The organism is Cyanobium usitatum str. Tous, assembly GCF_963920485.1.
Lineage (GTDB): Bacteria > Cyanobacteriota > Cyanobacteriia > PCC-6307 > Cyanobiaceae > Cyanobium_A > Cyanobium_A usitatum_A.
Genome location: NZ_OY986431.1, coordinates 545425 through 558971 on the forward strand (window position 1 = coordinate 545425; position 13547 = coordinate 558971).

Sequence of the window (13547 nt, forward strand, 5' to 3'; positions counted from 1 at the left end):
GCGCACCTATTGGCGGGCCATCAGACCGCGACACCTAACAGAGCTTCAATCGCGGCTTTAAATTCGCTGCGCTGCTTGACGCCCTTAAAGGACTGCTTGAGCTCCTTGTTGTGGAACAGCTGCACCGTTGGGGTGCCGGTAACACCGGCTTGGCTAGCAATTTCTTGCTCGGCCTCGATGTCGATCTCCACGCCTTGGGCAGCTCCGCCCAGCTCATCGAGCACGCGCTTGAGCTGGGGCTTAAGCACGTGGCAGGGACCGCAGGTCGGTGAGGTGTAGACGACCAGCAGGGGCTTGCTGCTGTCGTGATACAGCTTGCGCAGGGCAAACCCTCCCTTCTGCCAAAGGGCGTCAGCGTCATAGTTCTCGGCGTCGCTGGTGGCAGTGCGCACCGGTTCGCCGACGGTGGCTGGTTCTACGGGTTCATGGCTCACCGTGACGGCCAGGTCGTGATGGGTGAGCCAGCGCTCAGCTGCCAGGGCTGCCTGGCAACCACTGCCAGCGGCGGTGATGCCCTGACGCCATTCCGCATCGGCCACGTCGCCAGCGGCGTAGACACCGGCAGCGCTGGTTTCGGGGCGGCCAGCCTGAGTGGCCAGGTACCCGTGGCTATCAACCTCCAGTTGGCCCCGCACTAGGCGGGTGTTGGGGGTGTGGCCAATGGCGTAGAAGAGGCCCTTCACCGGCAGCTCCTCGCTGGTGCCGCTGCTGGGATCCCTCAGGGTGATTGCTTCGAGCCAGTCGCCACCGCTGGCATCGGCCACTTGGCGGTTCCAATGCACGGTGATGGCGGGGTTGGCGAGCACCCGATCGGCCATGGCGCCACTGGCCCGCAGCTTGTCGCCGCGCACGATCAGGTGCACCTGGCTGCCGTATTTGGTCAGATAAACAGCCTCCTCACAGGCGGAATCACCCCCACCCACCACGGCTAATTCGGCTTGACGAAACTGGGGCGTGGCGCCATCGCAGATCGCACAGGCGCTGATGCCCTGGCTCCAGAAGCGCTCCTCACTAGGCAGGCCCAGCCGGTTGGCACTTGCGCCGGTGGCCAGGATCACAGCCTGGGTTTCGATGGTTTGGCCTTCGGCGGTGATGCGGTAGGGCCGCTGGGAGAGGTCGATTGCCGTGGCATCGGCCTCGATCAGGCGAGTGCCCCAGCGCACGGCCTGGGCCTTCATTTTGTCCATCAGCTCCGGCCCCATGATCCCGTCGGGAAAGCCGGGGAAGTTCTCTACGTGGGTGGTGGTCATCAGCTGACCGCCGGGGATGCCACCGTCCTGGAAGCCCGTGATCAGCACGGGGCTGAGATTGGCCCGGGCGGCGTAAATGGCGGCGGTGTAGCCAGCGGGCCCAGAACCCACGATCACCAGGTTTTCGACTGAAAGCCCCGAAACCGTCATTGCTTAAGCGGATCGACTATGAGTTGAGCCTAGGAGATCGGCGCGGCAGCCTGCTGGAGCGCCCGGGGGAGTCGGACGCAAAACGTCTTTAGATTTGCTTTAGATTTGAGCGCAATTTGCGCCAGATTTGCATCTCAAATCGGCTCAGATTTCCAGGATGCCGTCGCTGGCGGGCCGGATTCCCTGGCCAAGGTCGTTTGGCACCATCAACACGCTTGCGGCAAGGAGTTCCGGGTGCTCTTCCAGGCAGAGCAGCCATTCTCGGAATTCCTCCGTGACCGCAAAGCTTTCTTCGAAATGTTCGAGGGCGTCGAGGGTGGCCCGGCGGGCCAAAGCCCAGCTGACAGCAACGGTTAGGCGGCGATTCACTGCGGCATCCATGCTCCCCTCTCCCTTGGATCAGACCACGCTGCCGGGCTATGGCCCCTGGGAAGGTATTGGTTGACACAACGTCGCATATTTGCCCTTAAACCTTGTATCGCCAAAGCAGGTTTCAGGCCGTTCGCTGCAGAAAACTAGGTAGCTCCGGCCCCATGCTGATCACCGCGCCGATCCTTGCTTCTACAGCTTGCAGGGGTAGGGAACCTCCCTGGCCGCTGCCGAGTGAGTCCGGCTCTTTAGCCGCCTGCTTCGGCTTGATCAGGTAGGGCTCGCTGAGGGACCAGCTGCGGGCGTAGCTCATCAGCAATGGGTCGGCTGGGGCGAACACATAGGACGGTTGCCGTGGCACGGTCTCCACGGCGGCGCGTTGGCCATCCATGCGCACAGCCCTGGTGATCGCCTGTACAAAGCGGCTGCGAGTTACCACCGTGGTGAGGTAGGCAACTACCCGCAGTCTTGGGGCATCAAAGCCCTCGGCGCACATATCAATGCTTACTAGCCAGTCCGCCTCGCCGGCCTGGAAGGCGGCCAGGCGGGCGCTGGCCTCGGGGTCCTGGGAATGGACCAGGTGCACCCGGTCGCCCTCCTCCTCCAGCAGCCCGGTGATGCGCCTGGCGTGGGCGATGTCGCGGGCGATCACCAGCCCGCCCGCCTCGGGGTGTTGAGCCCTTACCCGCTCCAGCCGTTGACGGGCCTTGAGCAGTAGCCGCAGGGCGATGCTGCTGGGATCTCCCAGTTGAATGGCGCGGCGCAAGTTGCGGGCTCGCCAACTCTCCCGCGCTTCAGCTGAAAGGGGCGAGGTTTCGGTGTCGGCGGAGGCCTGGGGCCTGCCGTGCTCGACCCAGCCGTCCTGGAAGCGAAATTCCAAGGGGCGCACATCTCCGGCCAAAATCAGCTGGCGGGGTTCCACGCTCAAATCGGGGGCGATGCGTTCGATCACCTGATCACCCTCGCGAACTTTTACCCGTCGGGCGGCGCAGAAGGCCAGGTTGTCGGCGCGGAAAGGGGTGCCGGTGAGGCCAAGTCGCAGCTGGGCTGGAGCGGTGAGCTGGCTGAAGGCGAAACCCCAGGCCGCAGCCTCTGGTTCATCCGGATCCAGGCCTAGGTGGTGCACTTCATCGGCAATGGCCAGCCATTTCCCCAGGGCTATGCGGGGTAGGGCTGCCTCGAGGGCAAGGCGGTGCCGGGCCGTGCACTGATAGCTGAGTAGCAGGCCATCCCAGTTTGAATTTGCTTCGAGGGCCAATAGCCCCTGCTCCGGGTCCCACTCCAGCAGGCGCAGGTTGAGCCGCTCCGCAGCGCCCAGCCACTGACGGGCGATTGAGCTCCGGTGGCAGAAGATCAAAAAGCGATCGAGCCGCCCCTCCCGCTGCAGGGTGAGGAAGCTGAGCAGGGCCCCGAGGGTTTTTCCCGCACCCGGTCCTGCATGGATCAGCACGTCATGGCCGCCAGGCTGGTGGTTGAGCAGGCGGGCCCGCAGCAGCTGGATCAGGCGGCTCTGCCACTGCCTGGGCCGCACGGCGGTTGTTGTGGGCGGCGGGATGCCCAGGTCGAAGGAAGGAAATCCCATCACGCCATTGTGGCCAGGGCTGCAAATGGGTGATCTGGCCTATGGGCTTATGGCCCAGCGTGCCTAGTTTCAGTTCAACCCCCGGGTCCCCTGCTGTTTTCCCTATGGCGAACTCCTGCCCCGATCCGGATGCCTGGGCCTGGGCGCCCGCCTTGCAGCTTTGGCATCTAAAGCGCTGCTGGGCCCTTGAATGCGACATCGATCCGATGATCCTGCGGGCGCGCCAGCTGCGTCACCAGGGCGCTCTGCCGCAGGCCAGCTGCGTTGAGCAGGAGCTACTGCCCCTGTTTTGAGCTCCAGCTGGCTTGGATGGGCAACTGCGCACATTTGCTGCAGTTGTGTTGCTCAGGCGAGGGGAGACACCCCCTAATAGACAGATGGCCTCCGGGAACCCTCTTGGCTGAAGTATTGATCCTGCGGGAACGCATCCCGGGGGAGTGTCGCGTTGCCGCAACTCCTGAAACCGTTCGCCGGCTGCTGGCCCGAGGGCTGAAGCTGCAAGTTGAGCAAAGCGCTGGCTTGGCGGCCGGCTATGCCGACCATGAATTTGAAGCGGCTGGAGCCCGCCTTGTTGCCCCAGGCCCCGAGCTGGGCGCTGGCGTCGATGCGGTGCTTTGCGTCAATCCACCCGCTGGCGAGGTGCTGAATCAGCTGCGGCCGGGCGCCCTGCTTGCGGGTCTGCTCTCCCCCTATGGCGCCACTGCCTTAGTGGAGCAGCTTCAGGCCCGGCGGGTGTCGGCCTTGGCCTTGGAGCTGCTGCCCCGGATCAGCCGGGCCCAGAGCATGGATGTGCTGTCGTCCCAGGCCAACATCGCCGGTTACAAGGCGGTGCTGCTGGCGGCTGCAGCCCTAGATCGCTACGTGCCGATGTTGATGACAGCGGCGGGCACAATTCAGCCGGCCCGGGCCCTGATCCTGGGCGCTGGGGTGGCGGGGCTGCAGGCTCTTGCCACAGCCAGGCGCCTCGGGGCAGTGGTTTATGTGAGTGATGTGCGCCCTGCGGCGAAGGAGCAGGTCGAATCTCTAGGTGGCAGGTTCCTTTCCCCACCCGAGCAGGAGGAGCGCCCAGCTGAAGCCGGCGGCTATGCCAAGGCGGCTAGCGAAGCCTTTCTGGCTGCCCAGCGCCAGCAGTTGGCCGATCAGCTGGCCCTGGCCGACATGGTGATCTGCACCGCCCAGGTGCCAGGCCGGCGAGCCCCCTTGCTGATTTCCGATGAGATGCTGGCGGGCATGCGCCCCGGCTCAGTAGTGGTGGATTTGGCCGTGGCCCAGGGCGGCAACTGCGCCGGCACGGTCTGTGGCCAAACGGTGGAGCGCCACGGCGTGCGGCTGATTGGTGGCGATGGCCTGCCCAGCTCCGTTGCCAACCACGCCAGCGCCCTCTACGCCCGCAACCTGGCGGCCCTGCTGGAGCACGTGCTGGGCGAAGACGGCTTCCAGCTCGACCAGGAGGACCCGATCGTGGCCGGCTGCCTGTTCACTCATGACGGCGCCTGCCGTTTCCCTGACCTCGTTTCCGGAGCTAACTGATGAGTGCCTTGACCCAAGCCCTATGGGTGCTCCTGCTGGGCAGCCTGTTGGGACTCGAACTGATCGGCAAGGTGCCTCCCACCCTGCACACTCCGCTGATGAGTGGTGCCAATGCGATCAGCGGCATCACCGTGCTCGCTTCACTCACCCTGATCGGCCAGGCCAATGACCAGCTGCCCCTGCTGGTGCTCGGTTCACTGTCGCTGGGCTTTGCCCTGTTCAACGTCGTTGGCGGCTTCCTGGTCACCGACCGCATGCTGGCCATGTTTTCGCGTAAATCACCCCGCACCGGACGGACCCGCTGATGGCTGGACTTGAACTCTTGCCCGCCCTGATCGACCTGGGCGCGGTGTTGTTGCTAGCCCTCGGTATCAAGGGCCTCTCCAAGGTGAGCACCGCTCGCTCCGCCAATGGTCTGGCGGCCCTGGCCATGGGCCTGGCGGTGCTCGGTCTGCTGATTCAGCAGCCCCTCTCCCCCCAAGCCTGGCTTTGGGTAGCGATCGGCACTGGCCTGGGCGGTGTGCTCGGCCTGATTACGGCCCAGCGGGTGCCGATGACTGCCATGCCCGAAACCGTGGCGTTGTTTAACGGCTGCGGCGGCATGGCGTCGTTGCTGGTGGCTCTTGGGGTGGCGTTGTTTACCCCAGGGGAGGGCTCCTCCGGCCTGGTGGAGCAGATATCGATCGTGATTTCGGTGTTCGTTGGCGCGATCACCTTCAGCGGCTCGATCGTGGCGATGGGCAAGTTGCAGGGCTGGATTGATACCCCCAGCTGGACCCAGAGCTCCCTTCGGCATGCCGTCAACATCGGCTTGGCGGTGGCCTGCTTGGTCGGTGCGATTGCCCTGCCTGGCGATATGGCGGGATCACCTCTTTGGTTGCTGGTGGTGGCCTCTTTCCTTCTGGGTATCGGCGTCACCCTGCCGATCGGCGGGGCAGACATGCCTGTGGTGATCTCGCTGCTCAACTCCTATTCCGGCGTGGCAGCAGCTGCAGCAGGTTTCGTGGTTGGCAGCCAGCTGCTGATTGTGGCCGGCGCCATGGTGGGTGCTGCGGGCCTGATCCTCACCCAGGTGATGTGCACCGCCATGAACCGCTCCCTGGTGAGCGTGCTGTTTGGCGGCGCCCTGGGTGGGGCGGCACCGGTGGGCGGTGGCGGCGAGGAGGCCGGCTACACCCGCATCACCAGCTGCAGCCCTGAGGAATGCGCCCTTGCACTCGAGGCTGCTGAGCGCGTGGTGTTTGTGCCCGGCTACGGCCTGGCAGTGGCCCAGGCCCAGCACGCCCTGCGCGAACTCTCCAAGCTGCTCGAAAACCACGGCGTCGAGGTGACCTATGCGATCCACCCGGTTGCTGGCCGCATGCCTGGTCACATGAATGTGCTGCTGGCAGAGGCCGATGTGCCCTACGAGCAACTCCTGGAGATGGACATTGTTAACCCTGAATTCCCCCGCACCGATGTGGTGATTGTGCTGGGTGCCAACGACGTGGTTAACCCAGACGCCAAGACCGATTCCACCAGCCCTCTGTACGGCATGCCCGTGCTTGAGGTGGACCAAGCCCGCCAGGTGTTTGTGGTCAAGCGCAGCCTTGGCGCCGGCTATGCGGGCATTAAAAACGCCCTCTTTGAGCTGCCCCAGACGGCCATGGTGTTTGGTGATGCCAAGGCCGTGCTCAACGGCCTGCTCACCGAGCTGCGCAGCATGGGGGTGGGTAAAAAGGTGGCCGCCTGAAGCAGCCCGCCCTGACACTCCCGGTTTTTAAGCAGCGCTGGCCCTGGATCGGCCCCGATCTCCAGACCCTGCGCGACACCCTGAGGCCGCCAATGCTGCCTCAGCAATTAGGTGCCATACCTAGCGAAGATCTTCTGATCCGTTTAGCCGAGGGAGCCTCTTTGCTTGTGAGGCAGGATCTACCAGAGCGGCACCATCCCATTGGCTGGGTTCTTTTGGTCCATGGACTTGCTGGCAGCAGCGAGCGCCCGGGTGTTCGTCGGCTTGCAGGCTTGTTTTTGCGCTGCGGCTTTGGGGTTTGGCGATTAAATCTGCGCGGGGCTGGCGCCGGCCGAAAGCTTGCTTCTGGTACCTATGCGTCTGCCTGTAATCGAGACATTTTGCCGGTGCTGGTTGCAGCCAGGGAACTTGCAAGGGCCCTTCCCTTGTTTGGGGTGGGCCTTTCTCTCGGAGGCACAGTTCTGCTCAATGCCCTGCTGGAGAGGCCGGATGGTCTCGATGCCCTTGCCTGCGTGAGTAGTCCATTGGATCTTGACTCCTGCTCGCATCAGATTTCGAGGCCCCGCAATTCCTTCTACCAGCGTTACATGGTGCGCGCATTGATAAACCAGACAAAGGCGGACCCTCAATTCAGGACCGACTCCCAAGCCAAGGTATCAATTAACTCGAGTATTGTTCGGACTAATATTGATAAGATTTGCACGATAAGAGATTTCGATGCAGTGATCACGGCACCTCGTTGGGGCTACACTGATGTGGATTGTTATTACCGTGATGCGTCGCCGCTGCAGGCAATGCTAAATGGGGCGCCTTTGCCGCCTGCTTTTTTTGTGCAGGCCCTTGATGATCCCTGGGTGCCGGCAGATTCGGCCGTGGCATTGGCATCAGCCCAAATACCACTGGGCGCAGAATTTTGTCTATCTCAGCAGGGCGGTCACAATGGTTTTCACGCTGTGGCTGATAGTCAGCTCAATCCTTCCAGTAGCTGGGCTGATAGACGAGTAGTGGAGTGGTTATTGCAGCGATGCGGCTAATTCTGTTATGACGCTTATAATTATGCCAACATCAATGCTGTTAGCACGGCTGAATTGATCGCCTGGTTGACCATTTAGGGTGATTTCATCTGATCCATGGCAGTCTAGATAGAGATCGTCAAATTGGCAAGCACTATTTATATTTAGCCAGGTACTCGGGAAGCATTTGGGACCGGCAAGAAGAAAAATTTGGCGTGCAATTTGATCGGGTTCTTGCCGGGGAGCAAACGGCTTCAGCATCAGGCATCCTTGGGGAAAGCCGATGATGTAGGTATGGCTGCGCCAGAGAGAGAGTTTTTCTTCGAAGTTCAGCTCTTCGGGGCAAATAATATCGACTCCGGGAATAGACCGTAGTTGCTCAACTAGTTGACCCTCTTGAATGAATTTGCTGGTGCCATTAGTTAGTTTATGGCGGGACAGGTAGGCGATTCGCTTGCCATTGCGTTCGATCCCCTCCAGTTGGCGGCGAAGCTTTGGGTGAAGTGATGCTTTGGCTGCCGGGGCATAGTCGCTACTGATCCATTTCAAGTCCCGATAGATTTGCGGACAGGACACCAGTCGACGAGCCCGCATCGGTCGTCTTATCAGGCGGAAGCGGTTTGCCAGTCCTAGGCAATTCAACCAAGCTTCAATGGTTGGCGTCCTGAATTCCCGCACTGAGCGCGGGGCGGCGTAGTGGAACCAGATTGGTTCTTTGCAGTGTCGATAAAGCCGCAATAGTTGGTAGGCGCGGCAGGTATCAACCAGCATGTCGCCAAAGTGCTCATAGAGTGTTCCTCCGTAGAGCATAAATTTAAGGCGTTTAATCTTTTCTGGTTCGTATCCCTTTGCATCCTCAAGTCTCGAGGGGGGAAAGAACAGCTTGCGATCTCCCCTTTGGTCGCTTAGGGCTTCGATGTGATCGCCATTGGCATTGAAGACTCCTTGGCTAAAGCGAAGAGACCAGTCTTTGGTCTCATTTATGTTAAACCAGCGCGGCAAGATAGTTGCATCTTCTTCGATTATTAGTGGTTCTGGTTTGACCACTAGATGTTCCCCAAATAGGGAGGGGTGGTCTGGTGGAATGCTTGCTAGCGATCGAAACATTATGGAATAGCTTTCGTCGGCGAATTTGTTTATTTTGCCATGGCTCAGCTCCGTTTCAGGGTCCCTTTTGATCTGGAGTCAGTTCGGTTTAAAGCTGCTAGACATTTGATAGCGCTTGATGATCCACTGCTCAATCGGCTGGCCGCCGATCACGTGCTCCCGCAGGATTGGTTCGATCCGCTCGGGGCTGACGCCGCCATAAACGGTGCCTTCCGGCCAGATCAGCAGGATGGGGCCGCCGGCGCAGCGGCGCAGGCAGTCGGCCTTGGTGCGCAGCACGATCCCCTCGGGCCGGGCCGGTTCCTCGAGGCCCAGCTCGCGCACCAGGCGCTTAAGCGCATCCCAGCTAGCGGCGCCTACGGCGGGATCGGGGCAGCAGAGGGCCTTGCTGGGAGTGGCGCAGAGCAGTAGGTGGTGCGAGATCACGCCGGCAGCGCAGCTGTCGCCTTGGCTTTGAGCCGGGCTGCAGCCTCCTGCACCGCCTGACGGGCCCAAGCGTCTACGGCCAGCACGTCGTCTAGGGAGGGATTGGCCATCAGGTCGACTTGGTGGCGATCACACACCCCGTCGATCAATGTAGGGATATCGAGGAAGTGGACCCTTCCCTCAAGGAAGAGGGCCACGGCCTGTTCGTTGGCGGCGTTCATCACCGCCGGCATCGTGCCGCCGGCGCGGCCGGCCGCGTAGGCCAGCTGCATGCAGGGGTATTTGGCGGGGTCGGGGGCGCGGAAGCTGAGCTGGCCCACCTCGGTGAGATCGAGCCGGCGCCAAGGGGTGCTCAGGCGCTCGGGCCAGCTGAGGCAATAAAGAATGGGTAGCTTCATATCGGGCCAGCCGAGCTGGGCCAGCACCGAGGAATCGGCCAGCTCCACCATCGAATGGATGATCGATTGGGGGTGGATGACGATCTCGATGTGGTCGTAGTCGAGACCAAACAGGTAGTGGGCCTCGATCACCTCCAGGCCCTTGTTCATTAAGGAGGCCGAATCCACGGTGATTTTGCGGCCCATGCTCCAGTTGGGGTGGCTGGTGGCATCGGCCACGGTGGCTTTGTGGAGGTCTGCCGCTGGCCAATCGCGGAAGGCGCCGCCGCTGGCGGTGAGCTGGATGCGGCGCAGGCCTGGGGTGGGGCTGCCGGTGGAGAGGCGGGCCGTCTCGGCGTAGGGGGTGCCCTGCAGGCACTGGAAGATCGCCGAGTGCTCGGAATCAGCTGGCAGTAGGCGCGAGCCGCTCTTCTCCAGCTCCGGCAGCACCACGGGGCCAGCGGCGATCAGGGTTTCCTTATTGGCCAGGGCCAGATCCTTACCGGCGCGGATGGCGGCCAGGGTGGGTAGTAGGCCAGCGCAGCCCACGATCCCGGTCACCACCAGGTCGGCCGTGGACCAGGCGGCGGCGGCACAGAGGCCCTCAGAGCCCCCCAGCAGCTCGGGCATGCGGGCCGGCCTGGCGGCGGGCTCCAGGGCCTGCAGCCGCTCGCGCAGCTCGCTGACGCGCTCGGCATTGGCCAGGGCTACCACTTCCGGACCATGGCGCTGGATCTGACTCACCAATAGATCGAGGTTGTTGCCGGCCGTGAGGGCCACCACCTGGAAGCGGTCGGGGAACTCCTCGGCCAGTTCGAGGGTTTGGGTGCCGATCGAGCCGGTGGAGCCGAGCACGGAGAGGGCTTTCACGGCGGCAGCTCAAGTGGTAACAAGTCTCCCATTGACCCTGCAGGATGCCCCGCAGTGATCCCGGCAGTTGTGTGCTCTTTGCCGATCCCTGGCTGCTGGCCCTGGTGAAGCCCTCGGGCCTGCTTAGCCAGCCGGGGCTTGGGCCCGAGCTGGCCGATTCCCTGATCAGTAGGGCCCAGGAGCGGTGGCCGGAGGTACGGCTGGTGCACCGCCTCGATCGCGATACCTCGGGGCTGATCCTGCTGGCCAGAGATGCCACCACCCATCGGGTCTTGAGTGCCGCTTTTGCCGAGCGGCGGGTGCGCAAGACCTACCTGGCCATGGTGCAGGGGCTGCCTGCGGATCGGGGCGGGATCATCGACCAGCCGCTAGCCCGGATTGCCACTCGGCCGCCCCGCTATGGGGTGGTGCCGCTGGAGTGCGGTGGCAAGTCGGCTTTCACCCGCTGGCGAGTGTTGCGGCGCTTTGTGGGCTCGAGTTTGCTGTTGCTGCAACCCCGCACCGGTCGCTCTCACCAGTTGCGGGTGCACCTGGCGGCCCTTGGCCATCCGGTGCTGGGCGACCCGCTATACGGCGACCCCCTCTACGGCGAACCAGCCCCAGCGCCGCGGCTGCAGCTCCATGCCGCCGGCCTGCAGCTGCTGCATCCGGCCACGGGCAAGCCGCTGCACCTGCGCAGCCGTTGCTTTGGCGATGGGCTGGTGGGGGTGGATCCCCTTAACTGAGCCCAGTTGAACTTTTCCCATGGCGGCACTGCCCGTGTGGCTGCAGCGCTGGAACTTCATCGACCGGGCCAAGCTCGAGCGCCAGCTCTGGGATGCCTTCGAGCGGCAGGAGGATCTGCAGGCTCTAGTGGATGGCTGTGAGCCGGGCTTTCAAAAAGAGGTGTGGACCACCACCCTGGAGCGGATTCGCAAGATCGAGCGGATGATGCAGGGCCGGCAGGCACCCGAGCCGAGCGAGGACTGAATGAAGGTCCGGCCCTCAGGTGCTGGCGGTGATCGAAAGACAAACCAGGTCAACTTGGACCTTTTCGAGGCGGTTGTCGTTGGTTATTAGGGCTACGCAGCCGTGTTGCAGAGCAGTGGCCAGGTGCATCGCATCAGGTGTTTTGAGGCCGTGGATGGCGCGTAGTGCGGTGGCATGGGCGAAGCTGGCATCGTTGATGCTGAGCCACTCAAACTGCCGCAGCCAGGACTGATAGCGAACCAGCAGATCGATTTGCTGGCGGGCTAGGGGCTGCACCAGGCATTCCAGCTGAACCAGGGGGGAGATTGCCAGGGTGCGGTCCTCGGCCAGCTGATTTGCTAGGCACCGCCGGGCTGCTTCGCCAAACTGGGAGTTGTCTTCTAGGGCGTAAATCAGCACACAGCTGTCTACATAGACCAGGCTCCTCAATCCCAACTGGCGCGCTGTGTCTGGATGTCGGCTTCGATCGCAGTGTGGCTGCGTTGCAGGTGGGAAGGTAAGGGGTTGGCGTCTAGCCAGGCGATTGGGTCGAGGGTGCAGGGTGGACTATCCACGGCCACGAGCCTCACTGCAGGGATGCCCCGCTGGGCGATTACCACCTCTTCACCGGCTTGGGCGGCTCGCACTAGGCGGGAGAGCTGATTTTTGGCTTCGAGGATGTTGACCTGCATGAGATCAACTTAGCCAGAAGCACAGCAATCTGGCCAGATTGTTGGGCAGGCTCAGCCCCGCAGCCATTCGGTGATGCCGCCAGGCCTGTCGATCAGCTCGATGCCCTGGGCCCTCAGGCCATCGCGGATGCCGTCGGCCGTGGCGAAGTCGCGGGAGGCCTTTGCGGCCTGACGCTGTTCGATTTGGGCTTGGATCTCGGCGTCGCTGGGGCCGGAGCTGGTGGTGCTGGTTTTGGCCTCGGTTTCGCTCTGGAGGCCGAGCACTCCGGCCAGATCCAGCAGCAGCTGGCCCTGATCCACCAGCTCTGGCGCCCGGGCCTCCTCGGCGGCGCTGCTATCGCCGCGCTCCAGCCGATTGGCGAGGGCGCGCAGGGGCTTGGCCAGCTCAAACAGCACCGCCAGGGCTGCGGCGGTGTTGAGGTCGTCGTCCATGGCGGCGGCGAAGCGCTGGCGGGCGGCGGCGAGCTCTGGGGTGGCGCCAGGGTCGGCGCTTGAGGTGGAGGCGGCGAGGCCCAGGGCGGCGTTGAGGCCCTTCCAGCCGGTGGCGGCGGCCTCGAGGGCTTCGGCGCTGAAGTCGAGCGGCTTGCGGTAGTGGGCTTGCAGGGTGAACAGGCGCAATGTCATCGGCGTGATGCCGGAATCGAGCAGGGCCCGGATGGTGGTGAAGTTGCCCAGAGATTTGGACATCTTCTGGCCGCCCACATTGACCATGCCGTTGTGCAGCCAGTAGCGGGCTAGCTCGTGACCGCTGGCCGCCTCCGACTGGGCAATTTCGTTTTCGTGGTGGGGAAAGATCAGGTCGGCGCCACCGAGGTGGATGTCGATCGTGTCGCCCAGCTCCTCGCGCACCATCGCTGAGCACTCGATATGCCAGCCGGGCCGGCCTGGACCCCAGGGCGACTCCCAGCTCGGTTCACCGGGTTTGGCCCCTTTCCAGAGGGCGAAGTCGAAGGGGTGCTGCTTGCGGGCCTCCTCTGCAGTCGCCACCCGGCCGGCGGCGTTGTCCTGCTGCTCGGCTAGGTCGCGGCCGGAGAGCTTGCCGTAGCCGGCATGCTTCATCACGGCGAAATAGACATCGCCATCGGCGCTGTAGGCGGCTCCCTTGGCTTCCAGCTCTGTGATCAGGCTGCGAATGGCGTCCAGGCTTTGGGTAGCCCTCGGCATACGGTCGGGCGGCAGGATGTTTAGGCGGGCCATGTCGGTTATGAAGGCCTCGATGTTGCGCTCGCTAACCGCCTGCATCGAGCTGCCCTCCTCAGCGGCCCTGCCCAGGATCTTGTCGTCGATGTCCGTGTAGTTCTGCACGAAGGTGACCTGGTAGCCGCACCAGAGCAGGTAGCGGCGCAGCACATCCCAGGCGATGTAGCTGCGGGCATGGCCCAGGTGGCAGAGGTCGTAGACCGTCACGCCGCAGCAGTAGATGCTCACCTGGCCGGGCACCAGCGGCTCAAACAGTTCAATGCGGCGCGTGAGGGTGTTGGTGAGGCGCAAGGTCATTGAG

General features: G+C 63.1%; 16 protein-coding genes. 7 read left to right on the plus strand and 9 right to left on the minus strand.

The annotated features are described in order from the left end of the window. Positions 1-20: 20 nt before the first annotated feature. The 3 genes from trxB to U9970_RS02955 form a co-directional block, all read right to left on the minus strand. Complete coding sequence (trxB, locus tag U9970_RS02945) at positions 21-1400, minus strand: thioredoxin-disulfide reductase (protein WP_322765226.1); 1380 nt, start codon at positions 1398-1400, stop codon at positions 21-23. 144 nt (positions 1401-1544) lie between these two features. Then, entirely contained in the window at positions 1545-1781 is a 237-nt protein-coding gene (locus U9970_RS02950) for a hypothetical protein (protein ID WP_106633127.1), read from the minus strand. 112 nt (positions 1782-1893) lie between these two features. Further along, a complete protein-coding gene (locus U9970_RS02955) occupies positions 1894-3351 on the minus strand; it encodes a DEAD/DEAH box helicase (RefSeq protein WP_322765227.1) in 1458 nt (485 codons plus the stop codon). 104 nt (positions 3352-3455) lie between these two features. On the opposite strand from U9970_RS02955, the gene U9970_RS02960 reads away from it, so the two are divergent. The 5 genes from U9970_RS02960 (at position 3456) to U9970_RS02980 (ending at position 7647) form a co-directional block, all read left to right on the plus strand. Then, positions 3456-3644, plus strand: a complete 189-nt coding sequence (locus tag U9970_RS02960; protein ID WP_322765228.1) for a hypothetical protein — start codon at positions 3456-3458, stop codon at positions 3642-3644. Positions 3645-3747: 103 nt separating this feature from the next. After that, a complete protein-coding gene (locus U9970_RS02965; protein ID WP_407653068.1) occupies positions 3748-4881 on the plus strand; it encodes an NAD(P) transhydrogenase subunit alpha in 1134 nt (377 codons plus the stop codon). Further along, a complete protein-coding gene (locus tag U9970_RS02970) occupies positions 4881-5186 on the plus strand; it encodes an NAD(P) transhydrogenase subunit alpha (RefSeq protein ID WP_322765230.1) in 306 nt (101 codons plus the stop codon). The genes U9970_RS02965 and U9970_RS02970 overlap by 1 nt, the downstream gene beginning before the upstream one ends. After that, positions 5186-6613, plus strand: coding sequence for an NAD(P)(+) transhydrogenase (Re/Si-specific) subunit beta (locus U9970_RS02975; protein WP_322765231.1), 1428 nt, complete (start codon positions 5186-5188; stop codon positions 6611-6613). Before U9970_RS02970 ends, U9970_RS02975 begins: the two co-directional genes overlap by 1 nt. Positions 6614-6705: 92 nt before the next feature. After that, positions 6706-7647: a YheT family hydrolase gene (locus tag U9970_RS02980; RefSeq protein WP_322765232.1), complete on the plus strand. Its 942-nt coding sequence runs from the start codon at positions 6706-6708 to the stop codon at positions 7645-7647. Here U9970_RS02980 and U9970_RS02985 read toward each other — a convergent pair. The 3 genes from U9970_RS02985 to U9970_RS02995 all read right to left on the minus strand — a co-directional run bounded on the left by U9970_RS02985 (position 7627) and on the right by U9970_RS02995 (position 10406). Further along, positions 7627-8673, minus strand: a complete 1047-nt coding sequence (locus U9970_RS02985; RefSeq protein WP_322765233.1) for a glycosyltransferase 61 family protein — start codon at positions 8671-8673, stop codon at positions 7627-7629. The genes U9970_RS02980 and U9970_RS02985 overlap by 21 nt on opposite strands. A gap of 138 nt (positions 8674-8811) precedes the next feature. Continuing rightward, complete coding sequence (locus U9970_RS02990) at positions 8812-9159, minus strand: (2Fe-2S) ferredoxin domain-containing protein (RefSeq protein ID WP_322765234.1); 348 nt, start codon at positions 9157-9159, stop codon at positions 8812-8814. After that, positions 9156-10406 carry a 1-deoxy-D-xylulose-5-phosphate reductoisomerase gene (locus U9970_RS02995; RefSeq protein WP_322765235.1) on the minus strand — a complete coding sequence of 417 codons (1251 nt, stop codon included), beginning with the start codon at positions 10404-10406 and terminating at the stop codon, positions 9156-9158. Before U9970_RS02995 ends, U9970_RS02990 begins: the two co-directional genes overlap by 4 nt. A 44-nt stretch (positions 10407-10450) precedes the next feature. Here U9970_RS02995 and U9970_RS03000 point away from each other — a divergent pair, with 44 nt between their 5' ends. Together U9970_RS03000 and U9970_RS03005 are read left to right on the plus strand one after the other, a co-directional pair. After that, positions 10451-11131 (plus strand): RluA family pseudouridine synthase, encoded by a 681-nt coding sequence (locus U9970_RS03000; protein WP_322765236.1) that lies wholly within the window; start codon positions 10451-10453, stop codon positions 11129-11131. Between the two features lie 19 nt (positions 11132-11150). Further along, the gene (locus U9970_RS03005) at positions 11151-11375 is read left to right on the plus strand and encodes a hypothetical protein (RefSeq protein ID WP_106633117.1); all 225 of its coding nucleotides are present in this window, start codon (positions 11151-11153) and stop codon (positions 11373-11375) included. A 15-nt stretch (positions 11376-11390) separates the two neighbouring features. Here the strand turns inward: U9970_RS03005 and U9970_RS03010 are convergent, their stop codons facing one another. From U9970_RS03010 to cysS, 3 genes are read right to left on the minus strand one after another with little or no spacing between them, the layout of a single operon-like run. Further along, on the minus strand, positions 11391-11804 hold the full coding sequence (locus U9970_RS03010; protein WP_322765237.1) for a type II toxin-antitoxin system VapC family toxin: 414 nt from the start codon (positions 11802-11804) through the stop codon (positions 11391-11393). Further along, on the minus strand, positions 11801-12046 hold the full coding sequence (locus U9970_RS03015) for a type II toxin-antitoxin system Phd/YefM family antitoxin (RefSeq protein WP_322765238.1): 246 nt from the start codon (positions 12044-12046) through the stop codon (positions 11801-11803). Before U9970_RS03015 ends, U9970_RS03010 begins: the two co-directional genes overlap by 4 nt. A gap of 51 nt (positions 12047-12097) precedes the next feature. Continuing rightward, the gene (cysS, locus tag U9970_RS03020; protein WP_322765239.1) at positions 12098-13543 is read right to left on the minus strand and encodes a cysteine--tRNA ligase; all 1446 of its coding nucleotides are present in this window, start codon (positions 13541-13543) and stop codon (positions 12098-12100) included. Positions 13544-13547: the final 4 nt, after the last annotated feature.

Coding starts and splice junctions, on each gene's coding strand:
- U9970_RS03015 (WP_322765238.1), bottom strand. CDS start 12,046: ATGCAGGTCAACATCCTCGAAGCCAAAAATCAGCTCTCCCGCCTAGTG.
- cysS (WP_322765239.1), bottom strand. CDS start 13,543: ATGACCTTGCGCCTCACCAACACCCTCACGCGCCGCATTGAACTGTTT.
- U9970_RS02955 (WP_322765227.1), bottom strand. CDS start 3,351: ATGGGATTTCCTTCCTTCGACCTGGGCATCCCGCCGCCCACAACAACC.
- U9970_RS03000 (WP_322765236.1), top strand. CDS start 10,451: ATGCCCCGCAGTGATCCCGGCAGTTGTGTGCTCTTTGCCGATCCCTGG.
- U9970_RS02950 (WP_106633127.1), bottom strand. CDS start 1,781: ATGGATGCCGCAGTGAATCGCCGCCTAACCGTTGCTGTCAGCTGGGCT.
- U9970_RS03005 (WP_106633117.1), top strand. CDS start 11,151: ATGGCGGCACTGCCCGTGTGGCTGCAGCGCTGGAACTTCATCGACCGG.
- U9970_RS02960 (WP_322765228.1), top strand. CDS start 3,456: ATGGCGAACTCCTGCCCCGATCCGGATGCCTGGGCCTGGGCGCCCGCC.
- U9970_RS02970 (WP_322765230.1), top strand. CDS start 4,881: ATGAGTGCCTTGACCCAAGCCCTATGGGTGCTCCTGCTGGGCAGCCTG.
- trxB (WP_322765226.1), bottom strand. CDS start 1,400: ATGACGGTTTCGGGGCTTTCAGTCGAAAACCTGGTGATCGTGGGTTCT.
- U9970_RS02980 (WP_322765232.1), top strand. CDS start 6,706: ATGCTGCCTCAGCAATTAGGTGCCATACCTAGCGAAGATCTTCTGATC.
- U9970_RS02975 (WP_322765231.1), top strand. CDS start 5,186: ATGGCTGGACTTGAACTCTTGCCCGCCCTGATCGACCTGGGCGCGGTG.